This window comes from Neoaquamicrobium sediminum, from assembly GCF_040970315.1.
Lineage (GTDB): Bacteria > Pseudomonadota > Alphaproteobacteria > Rhizobiales > Rhizobiaceae > Aerobium > Aerobium sediminum.
This window is the reverse complement of record NZ_JAZHFV010000006.1, coordinates 56,898-72,218: the sequence shown is the minus strand read 5'-3', so window position 1 is coordinate 72,218 and position 15,321 is coordinate 56,898. Positions and strand designations below refer to the sequence as shown.

The window sequence follows — 15,321 nt, the reverse complement described above, 5'->3', positions numbered from 1 at the left end:
TGACACGCAACCCTTGAGCAGTGCGTGACCGTCGCATGGTCCCCGGCGCGCGAACCGCGCCGGGGATGGTAAGCGCGTTGATCAGCCGAAGAGCGCGGCCGTCTTTTCGAGCGTCACCCAGATGCCCCAGAGGATCGGAACACCGACAGCCGTCCAGGCGATGGCTGCCTTGGCGTCGAGGCCACCCTTGCCGATGCCGAACGAGCCGGTCTGCTCGGTCTGGGAAGCGGCCGTCTTGGCCTGCAGGCTGGCAACCTCGGCGTCGGACTTGAACCATTTGTCCGCGAGGGGCCGCACGAAGAAGTTGGCCACGACGCCGAGCGCGAGCATGCCGGCCAGGATGTACATCGTGAAGTCGTAGACCTGCGCCCGTGGAATGCCGGCTGCAAGCTGGAATTCGCGGATGTAGTTGACCACCACCGGCCCGACGATGCCCGCCGTCGACCATGCGGTCAGCAGCCGGCCGTGGATCGCGCCCACGAACTGGGTGCCGAAGATGTCAGCGAGATAGGCGGGGATCGTCGCGAAGCCGCCGCCATACATCGACAGGATGATGCCGAACATCAGCACGAACAGAAGCTGGCTGCCCATATGCGCCGCGGTCGGCGCGAGCGCGTAGAGCACGATGCCGAGCAGCAGGAACGTATAGTAGGTGTTCTTGCGGCCGATATAGTCGGAAAGCGACGCCCAGAAGAAGCGCCCGACGATATTGAACAGCGACAGGAGCCCCGCGAAGCCCGCGGCAATGCCGGCGATGGCGGTCTTCTGGCTGGCGTCGAGTTCGTTGAAGGAAAGATCGGGCAGGCCTATCAGGTCGCCGGCGAAGATTTCCTGCAGCATCGGCGAGGCCATGCCGATGACGCCGATACCGGCCGAGACGTTGAGCATGAGCACAGCCCAGATCAGCCAGAACTGCGTCGTCTTGTGGGCGTCGCGCAGGTGGACATGCCGGGTCGTGATCATAGCCTTGTTGGTGTTTGCCGGCGGGGTCCAGCCTTCCGGCCGCCAGCCCGATGGCGGAATGCGATAGCCGAACGCACCGAGCGTCATGGCAACGGCATAAAGCAGGGCCATCACGACGAAGGTCTGCCACACACCGACGGAATCTTCCGTGCGGAAGGTGTTCATCAGGAAATTCGCCAGAGGCGCACCAATCATAGCACCGCCGCCGAAGCCCATGATCGCCATGCCGGTGGCCATGCCGCGCCGGTCGGGGAACCATTTGATGAGCGTGGAAACCGGCGAGATGTAGCCGAGCCCGAGGCCGATACCGCCGATGACGCCGGCGCCCAGCCACATGAGCCACAACTGGTGGGTGATGATGCCGATCGCGGCGATGATCATGCCACCGCACCAGCAGACCATGGACGCCAGGCCCGCCTTGCGGGGACCCGCGCGCTCGAGCCAGCCACCCCAGATGGCAGCCGCCGAACCGAGGAAGACGAAGAACAGCGTGTACATCCAGCCGAGATCGGAGACGCGCCAGTCGCAGGTGGTGGTGAAAAGTGCCGTGAACACGTTGAGATCAGCGCAGACGACCGGCTGATCGATGCCGATGGCGCGCGAGAGCGGCAGCCAGAACACGCTGAAGCCGTACGCCATGCCGATGCAGAGATGAATGGCGAGGGCTGCCGGCGGCACGAGCCAGCGGTTGAAGCCCGGCCGCGCGATGATGCGCTCTTTGTCGAGTATGCCGACACCGACACTGCCGCCCGTGTAGGTTTCACTTGCTGTGGACATGAATTCTCCTCCGCCCGCCGAAGTGCATCCGCGCGGGTCGTCCTGCTGGTTACGTCTGGTGATTGTCGGCTGCCGCGCCGTCCTCCGTGGCAGCGGCCGCCCGAACGTCTATGGCTTGCGGCGTCCCCGCCTCATCCGCACTCCTCCCGTTTGGTTGCCTTTAACGATAAGCAACGGGCGTGCCAGTTGCGCGGCTCAACGATTTCAGAGACTTATCGATTAAGAGAAAAGCCCTATGGACATTTTGTCCGGAGGGCATGGACAAAATGTCCGAAGGTCTCAGGCAGCTTCAGGCAGCCAGATCGTGAAGGTGGTGCCCCTGCCCTCTTCGCTCTCGACCGCAATCCGCCCACCCTGGCGCTTTATCAGGGTCTGGCTGATGGAAAGGCCGAGCCCCGTGCCCTCGCTGCGCTTGGTGGTAAAGAACGGGTCGAAGACCTTGCGGATCAGTTCATCGCTCATGCCCACGCCAGTATCGGCAATGACGATTGCCAGGCCCGGCCGCCCGTCGACGTCCTCGTCGCGTGTAACGAAGGTGAGCTTTCCGCCGTCCGGCATCGCATGGATGGCATTGACGATAAGGTTGACCAGCACCTGCTGCAGTTCCGTGCGGTTCATCAGCAGGAGGCGCTTCGCGCTCTTCTCGCGGACGATGTCGATCTCGGCCTTATTGAGCAGATGCTGCACCAGTGGCAGGCAATCGTCGATGACGTTGTCCGGGGCATGCCGCTCGACATAGCCGGCATACTCTTCGGGCTTGGCGAATTGCAGCAGCTTGGTGACGATCTGGCTGATGCGATGGATCTGCTCGTCGAGGAGGCGGAATTCGGTTTTCGCCTCGTCCGCCCTGTCGCCCATGACTGCCCGCACGACTTCGAGATTGCCTTGCATCACGGCGATCGGGTTGTTGATCTCATGCGCCACGCCCGCCGTGATCTCGCCGATCGCTGCGAGCTTCTCGGACATGATGAGCTGCTTGGTCGTTGCCTCGAGCTGTCGGTTGGCAAGCTGCAGTTCGCGGGTTCGCTCGTCCACCCGGTCATTCAGTTCCTCGTTCCAGGCACGCAATTGCCGGTCGCGCTCCTGCAACTGGTCCAGCAAATGGTCGAGGTGGACAGCCACCCGTCCGATCTCGTCGCGAGCCTCGGCCACGTCCGTTCGCGCACCGAGATCACCGCTCTCGACCCTGGCGATGGTCCCGGTCATGCGCTCCAGCGGCAGGAAGATCGACCCCGCCCAGCGCAGGAAGATCGGCACGCTGACCATCGCAATGGCCAGGAACGCCAGCAGGATCGTCAGCAACGTCTCGCGCTTGGCTTCTGTGAACGGCGCCTCGAGGAAGCCTACATAGAGCATGCCGACCCGCTTGCCGTAGCTGTCGATGACCGGTTCGTAGGCGGAGACGTACCAGTCGTTGACCACGAACGCGCTGTCGAGCCAGGTCCGGCCCTTGTCGAGCACGGCGGAGCGCACGATCGCCGAAACGCGGGTCCCCAGCGCACGCCGTCCTTCGAACAGGCGCACATTCGTGCTGATGCGAACGTCGTCGACGAACAGCGTGGCGGTTCCCTGGCTTCCTTCCGGCAGGCTCGCCTCACGATAGACGAGGTCGTTGATGGTATCGATGAATTCGAGGTTGCGGTTCAGCAGCACACCGCCGACGAGCGCCCCTGTCTCGCCGTTTCCGAGTGCGGCCGGGCTGGCCGAATGCACGACCATACCGCGTGTCTCCTCGCTGCGATCGGTCGGCACGGCATTAGCCGTCGGCACCAACTCGACGCGCGCCTGCGCGGCGAGGTCGGGCGAGATCGCAGCCAGATCTTCGCCGCTGAAAATATCGATGGCTGTTTCAGGGTTTCCTGCCAGAGCGGACACGATAATCGGCCAGTCGGTCCGTCTTCGCCCGTCAGTCAGCGAGCGCGCCGACGCAACCACATCGCCTGCCTCGTCGGTCAGGTACAGAAAGTCGAACGCAAGCGCGCGGCGGGTTTCCTCCAGAAGCTGCTCGAGCGAGTCCGGCGCGGTCCGCTGCAATTCGACGGTGTCGCGATAGCGGGCGGAAGCGCCCAGCGCAGCGATCTGCTCGCCGGTGTTTTCAAGGATGCGCGCCAGATATTGATGGGCGATAGTGAGGTCGCCATTGACCTTGGAAATCAGCGTTGCATCAAACTTGGCGTTCCAGCGGAAGACGGTGACGCCCAGCAACAGCGGCAGCAGCACGAGCGTCGGCAGAAGCGCGATGGCGAGCAGCCTGAAGCGGACCGAGCGGCCGCGTTCCCTCGTCTTTGCAGTTGCAGCGGCTGTCGTCTCAGACATTCCATGCCGCGCATTTGCGGTCGATCGTCTTGCGCGAGACGCCCAGCCGCCGGGCGGCCTCCTCCCGGTTGCCGCCGCTGTCCCTCAGCACGGAGAGGATGTGGCGGCGTTCGAGGTCGGCAAGGCTGCCGTCACTCTCGTCAGCCCCGCGCTGCGGTGAGCGGCTTGCACCGAGCTGCTCCAGCGGGAAGCGCCCAAGGATCAGGGTACGCTCGATGACGTTGCGCAGTTCGCGCACATTGCCCGGCCAGTCGTACCGCGCCAGCGCGGCCCGCGCCTCCTCCTCGAGATGTACCGGCGGCATGCCGAGCTGCTGAGAGAGCTTGCGCATGAACAGGTCGGCGAGTTCCTGAACGTCGTGGTCGCGCTCGTTCAGCGGCGGAAGATGGATCTGCATCACATTGATGCGGAAGTAGAGATCGGCCCGAAACCGCCCCTCCTCGACAGCGCGTGCAAGATCGGCATTGGTCGCAAAAACGAACCGCAGATCGACCGGGACCTCGCGCTCCGATCCGACGGGCCGCACCCGACGGTCTTCCAGCACCCGCAGAAGCTTGCCTTGCAGGGCAAGCGGCAGGTCGCCCATCTCGTCAAGGAACAGCGTGCCGCCCTGCGCGTGCATGAAAATGCCTTCGCGCGATCCTTCGGCACCGGTGAAGGCGCCTTTGACATGACCGAAAAGTTCGCTCTCGATCATGTCGGGCGGGATCGCCGCGCAGTTTACGGGCACGAAGGGCTTGTCGACACGCTCGGACAGCGAATGCAGCGATCGCGCCGCCACCTCCTTGCCCGTTCCCGATTCGCCTGTGAGCAGCACCGACGTGGGAAGCGGCGCAACGCGCGCTATGGTCTCGCGAACCTGGCGGATGGCCCCGGACTCCCCGATCAGCCGGTCTCGAAGCAACATGTGGTCCGAGGCCGCGCGCAGTTCGTAGCGCAGCACGTAGTTCTCACGCTGCAGGCGCACCCGGTCGAGACACCGCGCCACCGCGTTGAGGATCTGGTTGGACCGGAACGGCTTGAGCACGAAATCCGCGGCCCCTGCCCGCAGCGCCTGGATCGCGGTTTCAAGGTCGGCGAATGCGGTGATAAGGATGGCGTCGGCGAAGAGGCCGATTGCGCGCTGTTCGGCCAACCAGTCGACGCCGTTCTTTCCCGGCATGATGTTGTCGAGAATGACAACGTCGAAGTGATGCTCGTCGAGCTTGCGGGTCGCCTCGTCCGTATCGGCGGCCTCCTCTATGCGCTTGCAGCGCGGGCCGAGCGTGCGCATCAGGAAATTGCGCATGCCCGGCTCGTCATCGATGATCAGGATCGATGCCTGCGCCAGCCAGGGGCCGAATTCCGGATCGCCAACAGGTTCCCGCAGCTTGCGTGCCGCCTGCACCGCCATCGCATGTCCTCCCCCATGCTTATCGAACGGGAACGTTAGCCGCAGGCGCGCGCGAACGCAAAGCCGTTGACGCTACCGACCGACAGCGTAGGCCTGCATCAAACGTGGCGTTGCAGCAGCCCGCAGCATCCCATCCTCGTCGCGCGCGGCAGCGACCATGCGGCCGATCGACCATTCCGGCGTCACGTCGACACGGTGGCCACGCGCCTTGAGCGCCTCGATTGTCTCCGCGCCGAATGTTTCCTCGATCGCAAGGTTTCCGGGCTTGCGATCACGCGGATAGAACGAGTTCGGGAAGTGCGCCGTATGCGACATTGGCAGGTCGATTGCCTCCTGCAGGTTCATGCCGTGATGGACATGGCGCAGGAAGAACTGGAGCTGCCACTGCTCCTGCTGGTCGCCGCCCGGCGTGCCGAACACCATGTAGGGGCGGCCGTCCTTCTCGGCGAGGCTTGGCGTCAGCGTCGTGCGTGGGCGCTTGCCGGGTGCCAGGCTCGCCGGCAGCCCCTCCTCCAACCAGAACATCTGGGCGCGCGTGTTGAGCATGAAGCCGAGCTCGGGAATGTAGGGCGAGGACTGCAGCCAGCCGCCGGAAGGCATCGCCGCGACCATGTTGCCGTCCCTGTCGATGGCGTCGAGATGGACGGTGTCGCCACGGCGCACCGAGCGCATGTCCGCCATGGTCGGCTCGGCCGACGCCGCGTCGGGATTGGCCACCCGCGACAGGCGCTCGAGGGCGGCATCCATGCGCGCGATCTGGTCCTCGTAGCCGGCAATCCGGCCCGGCCGCAGCTCATGCGACGCCGTCTCGGCGATCAGTTTGCGCCGCTCGTCGCTATAGGCATCCGACAGCAGCGTCTCGATCGGAACGTCGATGAAATTCGGATCGCTGTAGTAATATTCGCGGTCGGCGAAGGCGAGCTTCATCGCCTCCGTCAGCGTGTGGACGAAATCCGGCCCGCGCGTATCCATTGCGCCGATGTCAAAACCCTTCAACAGCGCGAGCGTTTGCAGGAACACCGGCCCCTGCCCCCACGGGCCGATCTTGTTCAGGCGATAGCCATGATAGTCATAGGTCAGAGGCTTTTCGTAGGTCGCCTGCCAGCCGGCCATGTCGTCGGCGGTGATCACGCCGCGATGGCGGGAGCCGCTTTCGTCCATCACCTCGTTCTCGCGCGCGAACCGGTCGATCGCCTCGGCAACGAAGCCGCGATAGAACGCGTCGCGGGCGCGCTCGATCTGCTTTTCGCGGCCGCCGCCGCCCGCCTGCGATTCCGAGATGACGCGCTTCCAGGTGTTCGCCAGCGCCTCGTTGCGGAACAGCTTCTTCGCTTCCGGCAACCGGCCGCCGGGCGTGAAGAAGGCCGCCGAGGTCGGCCATTCGCGGGTGAAGAAGTCCTTCAGCCCCGCAATGGTGTTGGCAACGCGCGGCAGCATCGGATGACCGTTCTCGGCATAGTGGATCGCAGGCGCCATGACATCGGCCAGCGGCAGCGAGCCATGATCGCGCAGAAGCTGCATCCAGGCGTCGAAAGCACCCGGGATCACGGTCGCCAGCAGCCCGTTACCGGGGATCAGCGTCAACCCCTGCCCCTTGTAGTGTTCCATGGTAGCGCCTGCCGGCGTCGTGCCCTGCCCGCACAGCACTTCGGTCTTTCCGGTTCTTGCCGAGTGGAAGACGATCGGAACTTCGCCGCCGGGGCCGACGAGGTGTGGTTCAACCACCTGCAGCACGAACCCGGCTGCCACCGCGGCGTCGAAGGCGTTGCCGCCACGCTCCAGCATCGCCATGCCGGATTGCGAGGCGAGCCAATGGGTGGTGGTGACGACGCCGAACGTGCCGAGGATCTCGGGCCTTGTAGTGAACATGGATGCTGCTCCGTGGTCTGGTCAGTTGTCGCGTGGGTCGAGCGCATCGCGCAGCCCGTCGCCGAGAAGATTGAAGCCGAGCACGACCAGGAAGATCGCGCCGCCGGGGAATATTGACATCCAGGGGGCCTGGGTCATGAAGTTCTTTGCAGTGTTGAGCATCGAACCCCAGGACGGGTTCGGCGGCTGCTGCCCGAGGCCGAGGAAGGAGAGGCTCGCCTCCGCGATAATCGCGGTCGCGATCGTGATCGTCGCCTGCACCACGATCGGCGGCAGCACGTTGGGGAAGATGTAGCGGATGATGATGAGTACGTTCGGCAGGCCGATGGCGCGCGCGCCCTCGACATAATCCTCCGTCTTGACCGCAAGCGTCTGGCCACGCGTCAAGCGCACGAAGATGGGGGTGGCAGACAGACCGATGGCGATCATCGCATTGGTGAGGCTCGGGCCCAGGAACGCGGCAAGCGCGATGGCCAGGATAAGGAACGGGATCGCCAGCAGCGCCTCGGTAACGCGCGAGATGGTGGCATCCACCCAGCCGCCATAATAACCCGCAAGCAGACCGAACGGCACGCCGACGGCAACCGCGATGGCGACCGAAACCACGCCCGCCATGAGCGAGGCGCGCGCGCCATAGAGCATGCGCGTGTAGATGTCGCGACCCAGTTCGTCAGTACCCAGCCAGAACTCGGCCGAAGGCGGCTTGCGGATAGATGTGAACGAGGTCGCAAACGGATCGTACCCGGCAAGCAGCGGCGCGAACAACGCGAGCAGGATGAAGGTTGCAACGAGCACACCGCCGAATACGGCGCTGCGGTTGGAGAGGAACTTGGTCGCCGTACGCCCAAGCTTGCGGCGCGGCGCGATGGCTTCTGCCTGGACGCTCATTGCGGATGCCTCAGACGCGGATTGATGAGGATGTAGAGGACGTCGGCAATCAGGTTCATGAAGATGAAGCCGACGGCCGTGCACAAGACGACGCCCTGCACCACGGCATAGTCGCGGGTAAACACGGCGTCCACGATGAGCTTGCCGAAACCGGGAATGGTGAAGACCTGTTCGGTCAGCACGGCGCCGGCCAGCAACTCGCCGAACAGCAGCGTCGAGAGGGTCACAATGGGCATCAGTGCATTGCGCAGCGCATGCTTGAGGATCACCGTCTTCGGCAGCAGGCCCTTCGCCCGCGCTGTCCTGATGTAATCGGAGGTCAGCACGCCGAGCATCGCCGAGCGCGTATGCCGCATCAGATATGCAGCCAGCGCCGTACCAAGCACGAAAGACGGCATCAGCATCGTGCGCAGCGATTGCAGCGGGTCTTCAGTCAGCGGCACGTAGCCGGACGCGGGCAGCAGCCGCCACTGCACCGAGACGATCATGATGAGGATGATGCCGAGCCAAAAATTCGGAATGGACATGCCGGATAATGCGACGGCGTTGGCGGCATAGTCCGTTACCGTCCCCTTCCGCACCGCCGCGATGATGCCGGCTGGAATGCCGATCAGCATCGCCATGATGATCGCCATAACCGCAAGCTGCAGCGTCACCGGCAGCTTCTGCGCGATCAGCGTCGAAACCGGGACGCCGGTGCGCAGCGAATTGCCGAAATCGCCGGTGAGGACGTTGCCGAGCCAGGCGAGGTACTGGACGTGGAACGGATCGTCGAGGCGATACTTTTCGCGCAGGAAGGCAAGCACCTGGGGGTCCCGCTCCTCGCCTGCCATGGTCAGCAGCGGATCGCCCGGCAGTATCTTCTGAAGCCCGAACACGATCAGTGTCACGAGCACCAGCGTGGGGATCGCGACGAAAACGCGCCTGGCGATGATCTTCAGCATCCGGTTTGGCTCACGCAATGCAGGGGCGACGGCGCAGAGGCCGCCGTCGCCCGGTTTCGACTATTCGGCCATCGTCACGCCCTTGAGGCGCAACATGCCGTCCGGATAGGGCTGGAAGCCCTCGACGTTCGAGGCGAGCACGAACGGCCAGGGCTGGTGGTAGACATAGATGATCGGCAGATCGTCCTGCAGGATCGCCTGTGCCTGGTTGTAAAGCGGCAGGCGCGCCTCCGGGTCCGGCGTTTCGCGCGCTTCGTTGAGAAGGCGATCGACCTCCTCGTTGCAGTAGTTGGAATCGTTGAGGGTTCCCTCGCAGGTGACGAACTGATGCAGGTTGCCGTCCGGGTCGACGCGACCGGACCAGCCGATCTGCGCCGCCTGGTAGTTGCCGGCCTGCATTTCCTGCTGCATGGCGGCGAACTCGGTCGGCTGAAGGCTGATGTCGAAACCGGCTTCGGTCGCCATAGCCTGAATCAGCTCATTGATCGCCGTGGCTGTCGTGTTGTTGCCGAAGCTGAGCGTGAAGGCGACGCGCTCATGGCCGGCCTCCGCAAGCAGCGCCTTGGCCGCCTCGACGTCGCGGGCGACGACCGGATAGTCGTCGCTGTTGTAGGGGCTCGCCGGCGGGAACGGCTGCTGCGCGGGCTCGAACAGGCCATTGCCCACCACCTCGTTGATGATGTCGCGGCCGATTGCGAGCTGAAGCGCCTGACGCACGCGCTTGTCCGTGCCGAGCGGATTGTCGCCATCGCCTTCACCGCTGGTGTTGATGGTGATGCCCTGATAGCCGAGCCCGGCGATGGGCATGAACTGCAGGTTCGCATCCTCGCGCACTGCAGCCGCATCAGACGGGTTCAGCCGCTCGAGCATGTCGAGGTCGCCGGCGCGGAGGTTGGCGAGCCGCACGGTCGAATCGGGGATCGGCTGGAAGACAAGCCGCTCGAAATGATAGTCGTCCGCATCCGGATGATCGGCGAATTTTTCCAGCACGATGCGGTCGTTCTGAACACGGCTGACGAACTTGTATGGGCCGGAGCAAACCGGGTTCGTGCCGATGTCGCTCTCGAAAGTGGCCGGAGACAGAAGCATGCCGGCACGATCCGAAAGCTGCGCGAGCAGCGTCGCGTCGGGCTGCGCCAGCGTCAGCACTACGGTCGTGGCATCGGGCGCCTCGACACCCGTTACCGAAGTGAGCTCGCTCTTGCGCAGGCTGTCCGGCAGCGTCCGCGCCCGTTCGAGATTTGCAACCACGGCAGCAGCGTCCAGCTTCGTGCCGTCATGGAAGGTCATGTCGTCGCGGATGGTGAAGGTGAGCTTGGTATTGTCTTCGTTCCAGCTCCAGTCGGTGGCGACGCGCGGAACGAATTTCAGCTCGGCATCGACATCGATCAACTTGTCGCAAAGCGATGCGTAGACGAGACGGCCGACGAAAGTGCGCGACTTGTGCGGGTCGAGCACGTCGGGGTCTTCCTGAAGCCCGATGCGGAACTCCTGCGCCGAGGCAGCACCCGCGGCCAGCAGCATCGTTGTCGTCAGCAAGGATGATAATAGCAGTTTCATGATGACGTTCCCCTGTTGTGTGTTTTTTTGTCAGAAGTTCGGGGAGCCGGCCGGGCCGGCTCCCAAAGAGGCCTATTCGGCCATGGTGACGCCGGCGAGCCGGATCATCCCGTCGGGATATGCGGTGAAGCCCTCGATCGAAGCCTGGTGCACGAACGGCCAGGGCAGATAGAAGAGGTAGATGATCGGCATCTCGTCACGCAGGATTTCCTGCGCCTGATCGTAGAGCGCCTTGCGTTCCGCCTCGCCTGTCACCGTACGCGCTTCGTTAAGCAGCCGATCGACCTCCTCGTTGCAGTATTTCGCATCGTTGAGGCTGCCCTCGCAGGTGACATACTGGTGAATGTTGCCATCCGGATCGACGCGGCCGGACCAGCCCGACTGACCAACCTCGAAGTCGCCGGCCTTGAGCGCGGACTGAAGTGCCGCGAACTCGGTCGGGCGCAGCGTGATGTCGAAACCGGCTTCCGCACCCATGGCCTGCACCAGTTCGAAGACCTGCTGCATGACGGTGTTGTTGCCGAAGGTCAGCTCGAAGGCGACACGCTCGTGTCCCGCCTCGGCAAGCAGTTCCTTGGCCCGCTCGACATTGCGGCCGTCACCGCCAGTCTCGGGGTTGTAGGCAAAGCTTGCCGGTGGGAATGCCTGATAGGCCGGCTGATAGGTGCCGGCGCCGACGACCTCGTTGATCACGTTGCGGTCGATGGCAAGGTCGAGGGCCTGACGGACCAGCTTGTCCTGACCGAGCGGATTATCGGCCCGGTCGCCATTGGCCATGTTGACCTCGATCGCCTGGAAGCCGAGACCTGTGACGGAGGCGAGCTTGATGCTGTCGTCGCCTTCGACGGTTGCGAGATCCGACGGTGCGACGCGCTCGATGATGTCGACGTCGCCCGAGCGCAGATTGGCAAGGCGCACTGTCGTGTCCGGAATCGGCACGAAGGTGACCTTGTCGAAGGCATAGGCATCCGCGTTCCAGTGCTCGGCGAACTTCTCCAGCACGATGCGGTCGTTCTGCACCCGCTCGACGAACTTGTAGGGGCCGGAGCAGACCGGGTTCTGGCCGGGATCGTTTTCGAACGAAGCGGGCGACATCAGCATGCCGGCGCGGTCGGTCAACTGCGCAAGGAACCCGGCGTCCGGCTGCGACAGCGTGATCTGGAGGGTCTGAGCGTCGACCACCGCGATATCCGAGATGGACGCGACCTCGCTCTTGCGCAGGCTCTCCTCGTCCGTACGGGCGCGGTCCAGATTGGCCTTCACGGCCTCCGCGTCGATCGGCGCGCCATCGTGGAACGTGGCACCCTCGCGCAACGACATGGTCAGCACGGTGCTGTCATCGTTCCACGACCATTCGGTCGCGATCTGCGGCACGATGGCGAGCTTCTCGTCGATGTCGACCAGCTTGTCGCAAAGCGAGGTGAAGACGATGCGGCCAACGAAAGTGCGCGCGCGATGTGGATCGAGCACGTCCGGATCGTCCTGCAGCGCGATCCGCAGATCGGCAGCCGATGCGGCGCTCGCCATCAGCATCGCACCCAGTGTCAGTGTCAGCAGTCTTTTCATGTCTGGCCTCCTTGTTGGTTGATCTCCGGTGTCGACGGCTCCGCCTCGCGGCGGGCCTGGAATGCGCGATAAACTTCGAGGCGACGGCTGAGCGCGGTGTCCGCGCTGTCGTCGACCCCGATGCCGGGTTCGGCCTCACCGATCTCGCGCCAGAAATGGCAGGCGACCAGCCGCCCGTCGCCGGCGTCCTCGAGCGCCGGGTGCTCCTGCGCGCAGCGCGGCTGCGCATGCGGGCAACGCGTGTGGAAGCGGCAGCCGGAAGGAAGGTCCGTCGGATTGGGCACGTCGCCCTGCAGCAATTGAGGCGCGACCCTGTCCTTCGGATCGGGTGCCGGGATGGCCCGAAGCAGCGCCTGCGTATAGGGATGCAGCGGCTTTTCGTAGAGCGGGTCGACGGGCGACATTTCGACGATCTCGCCGAGATACATCACGGCGACGCGATCGCTCATATGGCGGATGACCGCCAGATCGTGCGCGACGATCACCAGTGTCAGACCGAAGCGTTCCTTCAGGTCCTCCAGCAGGTTGATCACCTGCGCCTGGATAGAGACATCGAGCGCCGACACCGGCTCGTCGCCAATGATGAGCTTCGGCTCGCCCGCCAGTGCGCGGGCAATCCCGATGCGCTGGCGCTGTCCGCCGGAGAACTCATGCGGGTAACGATCGGCATATTCGGGCCGCAGTCCCACAATACCGAGAAGCTCGGAAACGCGGGCACGCACCGCCGCGCCGCGCGCCAGCCCGTGCAGGCGGATCGGTTCTGCGACGATGTCTCCGACCGTCATTCGCGGATTGAGGGACGCGAACGGGTCCTGAAAGATGATCTGCAGGTCGCGCCGCAGGCGGCGCATGTCCCGCGACGGCAGCGACGTGATCGACTGCCCCTCGTAAAGTACGTCACCCTCGCTGGGCTCGATCAGCCGCAGAAGAAGGCGGCCGAGTGTCGATTTTCCGCAGCCGGATTCGCCGACGATGGCGAAGGTCTCACCGCGGCGTATCTGCAGCGAGACATCGTTCACGGCATGCACTGTCGGCGAGGACTCAAACAACCCGCGCCGCCCGCCGAAGCGCTTGACGAGGCCACGCGCCTCGAGGATCGGCGCTTCTGCCGTCGCAGCGCTCATTGCCGCGCCTCCATGGTCTGCTCGATGGGCGCATACCAGCAGGCCGCGCTATGCCCGTCGCCGAACGGCACGGTCGGTGGGACCTCATCGTGGCAGCGGCTGTCGGCAAGGGGGCAACGCGGTGCGAAGCGGCAACCTTTCGGCATAAGGTCCAAAGGCGGCACGGCGCCCTTGATGGTTGCGAGCCTGCCCTGTCTGCGCCCGAGCGACGGCACCGAACCGAAAAGCCCGATCGTGTATGGATGCTGGGGATCGCCGAAGATCGCCTCGACCGGGCCGCTTTCGACGATGCGCCCGGCATACATGACAGCCACATCGTCGGCCACCTCCGCGACAACGCCAAGGTCGTGGGTGATGAGGATCATCGCCGTGCCGGTCTCGGCCTGGATCTGACGCACGAGAGCGAGGATCTGCGCCTGGATCGTCACGTCCAGCGCCGTCGTCGGCTCGTCGGCAATGAGGAGCTTCGGCCGGTTGGCGAGCGCCATCGCGATCATGACCCGCTGCCGCATGCCTCCGGAAAGCTGGTGCGGATAAGCATCGAGCCGTTTCTCGGGCGCGGGGATGCGCACCCATTCGAGCATCTTCAGCGCCTCGGCTCGCGCTTCTGCCTTCGAGACGTCGCGATGGCGCATGATGCCCTCGGCGATCTGCTGCCCGACCGTAAACGCCGGATTGAGCGACGTCATCGGCTCCTGGAAAATCATCGCCATTTCGTTGCCGCGCAGGTCCGCGCGGGCCCGCTCCGGCATGGCGAACAGGTTCCGGCCGTTGAACTCGGCAGTGCCCGAGACAATCCGCGCCGGCGGCGACGGCAGCAGCCCCATCAGCGCCAGCGAAGTCACGCTCTTGCCGCAACCGGACTCCCCGACGATGCAGAGCGTCTTGCCAGGTGACACGGAAAAGGAAACGCTTTCGACAAGATTGGTCTCGGCGCCCGCCTTGAACGTTAACGAGAAGTCCTTGACGGCAAGAACAGGCTCCATGACCGGCGAGACTGACGGCGTAGTGCCGTTATCCAGGGCTTGCGGCCGGCTCATGCTCTCGTCCTCACGTTCAGTTCCTCGGCTTCGTCGATCTGCGCTTCCGCCCGACCTTCCTCGTCGTCACCCAGCGCTATCGACTGAAGGTTGGCGTTGATGGCGTTGAGATGGCGCCGCATCGCACGCTCGGAGGCCGGAGCATCCCGGTCGGCGATCGCCTCGACGATCACCAGATGCTCGCGGAAGGAGCTGTCGCGGCGTTCATCGTTGCGCGCCCGCGCACGCAGGGCCCGCCAATCCGGCTCGCGGCGGATGGTCTGCACGACATCGAACAGCGACAGCAGCAGGCCGTTGCGGGCGCATTCGGCGATGCGTCGATGGAAGGCGCTGTCCCACAGCTCCCAGCCGTCATCGTCGAGCGCGGACGATGTTTTCTGTGCGAGGCGGCGCAGTGCGTCGATGTCTTCCGCAGAGCATCGGATCGCCGCCATACGCGCGAGCGCCGGTTCGATCTGAAGCCTCGCTTCCATCACTTCAAGCGGATTGGTTCGGTCAGCGAGATTGCCGACGAGCAAAGGCTGGATGGCGGGACGACGTCCGATGAAGGTTCCCTTGCCTTGCCTCCGCCAGACGATTCCTTCGGCCTCCAGCACTTCCATCGCCCGGCGAACGGCCCGACGCCCCAGCCCCATGGACGATGCCAGGTCGCGTTCCGGCGGCAGTCGCCACTCCACATCGTCGCGATGCTCGCGCACGAGCTGGCGCAGCTTCTCCAGCGCGATAGACGAATTCGATGTCGGCCGTTCAGCCTGCAATCCCACCCCTCCGAGAGGAACCATTTCATGAATTGGTTCCCTTCGTTTATTTTGCCGATCCGGCGGAGTGTCAAGTGAAAGCGGTCAGATGCCCACGTAATCGTTCACAAATGCGTGCGATCC

General features: G+C 64.4%; 11 protein-coding genes. All 11 read right to left on the bottom strand.

What is annotated here, in order from left to right; all coding sequences use genetic code 11:
• Positions 1 to 81: 81 nt before the first annotated feature.
• The 11 genes from V1479_RS17105 to V1479_RS17055 all read right to left on the bottom strand — a co-directional run bounded on the left by V1479_RS17105 (position 82) and on the right by V1479_RS17055 (position 15,198).
• Positions 82 to 1,740 carry an OFA family MFS transporter gene (locus V1479_RS17105; protein WP_368804010.1) on the bottom strand — a complete coding sequence of 553 codons (1,659 nt, stop codon included), beginning with the start codon at positions 1,738 to 1,740 and terminating at the stop codon, positions 82 to 84.
• 279 nt (positions 1,741 to 2,019) lie between these two features.
• The gene (locus V1479_RS17100) at positions 2,020 to 4,056 is read right to left on the bottom strand and encodes a sensor histidine kinase (RefSeq protein ID WP_368804009.1); all 2,037 of its coding nucleotides are present in this window, start codon (positions 4,054 to 4,056) and stop codon (positions 2,020 to 2,022) included.
• Complete coding sequence (locus V1479_RS17095) at positions 4,049 to 5,449, bottom strand: sigma-54-dependent transcriptional regulator (protein ID WP_368804008.1); 1,401 nt, start codon at positions 5,447 to 5,449, stop codon at positions 4,049 to 4,051. Before V1479_RS17095 ends, V1479_RS17100 begins: the two co-directional genes overlap by 8 nt.
• Before the next feature lie 72 nt (positions 5,450 to 5,521).
• Positions 5,522 to 7,318 (bottom strand): gamma-glutamyltransferase family protein, encoded by a 1,797-nt coding sequence (locus V1479_RS17090; RefSeq protein ID WP_368804007.1) that lies wholly within the window; start codon positions 7,316 to 7,318, stop codon positions 5,522 to 5,524.
• Between the two features lie 21 nt (positions 7,319 to 7,339).
• Complete coding sequence (locus V1479_RS17085) at positions 7,340 to 8,206, bottom strand: ABC transporter permease (RefSeq protein ID WP_368804006.1); 867 nt, start codon at positions 8,204 to 8,206, stop codon at positions 7,340 to 7,342.
• Positions 8,203 to 9,150, bottom strand: coding sequence for an ABC transporter permease (locus tag V1479_RS17080; RefSeq protein WP_173192893.1), 948 nt, complete (start codon positions 9,148 to 9,150; stop codon positions 8,203 to 8,205). Before V1479_RS17080 ends, V1479_RS17085 begins: the two co-directional genes overlap by 4 nt.
• 60 nt (positions 9,151 to 9,210) lie before the next feature.
• Positions 9,211 to 10,710, bottom strand: coding sequence for an ABC transporter substrate-binding protein (locus V1479_RS17075; protein WP_368804005.1), 1,500 nt, complete (start codon positions 10,708 to 10,710; stop codon positions 9,211 to 9,213).
• A 72-nt stretch (positions 10,711 to 10,782) separates the two neighbouring features.
• Positions 10,783 to 12,276: an ABC transporter substrate-binding protein gene (locus V1479_RS17070; protein WP_368804004.1), complete on the bottom strand. Its 1,494-nt coding sequence runs from the start codon at positions 12,274 to 12,276 to the stop codon at positions 10,783 to 10,785.
• Positions 12,273 to 13,400: an ABC transporter ATP-binding protein gene (locus V1479_RS17065; RefSeq protein WP_368804003.1), complete on the bottom strand. Its 1,128-nt coding sequence runs from the start codon at positions 13,398 to 13,400 to the stop codon at positions 12,273 to 12,275. The genes V1479_RS17070 and V1479_RS17065 overlap by 4 nt, the downstream gene beginning before the upstream one ends.
• Positions 13,397 to 14,440 (bottom strand): ABC transporter ATP-binding protein, encoded by a 1,044-nt coding sequence (locus tag V1479_RS17060; RefSeq protein WP_438620640.1) that lies wholly within the window; start codon positions 14,438 to 14,440, stop codon positions 13,397 to 13,399. Before V1479_RS17060 ends, V1479_RS17065 begins: the two co-directional genes overlap by 4 nt.
• Complete coding sequence (locus tag V1479_RS17055; RefSeq protein WP_368804002.1) at positions 14,437 to 15,198, bottom strand: FadR/GntR family transcriptional regulator; 762 nt, start codon at positions 15,196 to 15,198, stop codon at positions 14,437 to 14,439. Before V1479_RS17055 ends, V1479_RS17060 begins: the two co-directional genes overlap by 4 nt.
• Positions 15,199 to 15,321 lie beyond the last annotated feature (123 nt).

Excerpts from the sequence above, each read along its gene's own strand:
- V1479_RS17105 (WP_368804010.1), bottom strand. The coding sequence starts at position 1,740 with ATGTCCACAGCAAGTGAAACCTACACGGGCGGCAGTGTCGGTGTCGGC.
- V1479_RS17100 (WP_368804009.1), bottom strand. The coding sequence starts at position 4,056 with ATGTCTGAGACGACAGCCGCTGCAACTGCAAAGACGAGGGAACGCGGC.
- V1479_RS17095 (WP_368804008.1), bottom strand. The coding sequence starts at position 5,449 with ATGGCGGTGCAGGCGGCACGCAAGCTGCGGGAACCTGTTGGCGATCCG.
- V1479_RS17090 (WP_368804007.1), bottom strand. The coding sequence starts at position 7,318 with ATGTTCACTACAAGGCCCGAGATCCTCGGCACGTTCGGCGTCGTCACC.
- V1479_RS17085 (WP_368804006.1), bottom strand. The coding sequence starts at position 8,206 with ATGAGCGTCCAGGCAGAAGCCATCGCGCCGCGCCGCAAGCTTGGGCGT.
- V1479_RS17080 (WP_173192893.1), bottom strand. The coding sequence starts at position 9,150 with ATGCTGAAGATCATCGCCAGGCGCGTTTTCGTCGCGATCCCCACGCTG.
- V1479_RS17075 (WP_368804005.1), bottom strand. The coding sequence starts at position 10,710 with ATGAAACTGCTATTATCATCCTTGCTGACGACAACGATGCTGCTGGCC.
- V1479_RS17070 (WP_368804004.1), bottom strand. The coding sequence starts at position 12,276 with ATGAAAAGACTGCTGACACTGACACTGGGTGCGATGCTGATGGCGAGC.
- V1479_RS17065 (WP_368804003.1), bottom strand. The coding sequence starts at position 13,400 with ATGAGCGCTGCGACGGCAGAAGCGCCGATCCTCGAGGCGCGTGGCCTC.
- V1479_RS17060 (WP_438620640.1), bottom strand. The coding sequence starts at position 14,440 with ATGAGCCGGCCGCAAGCCCTGGATAACGGCACTACGCCGTCAGTCTCG.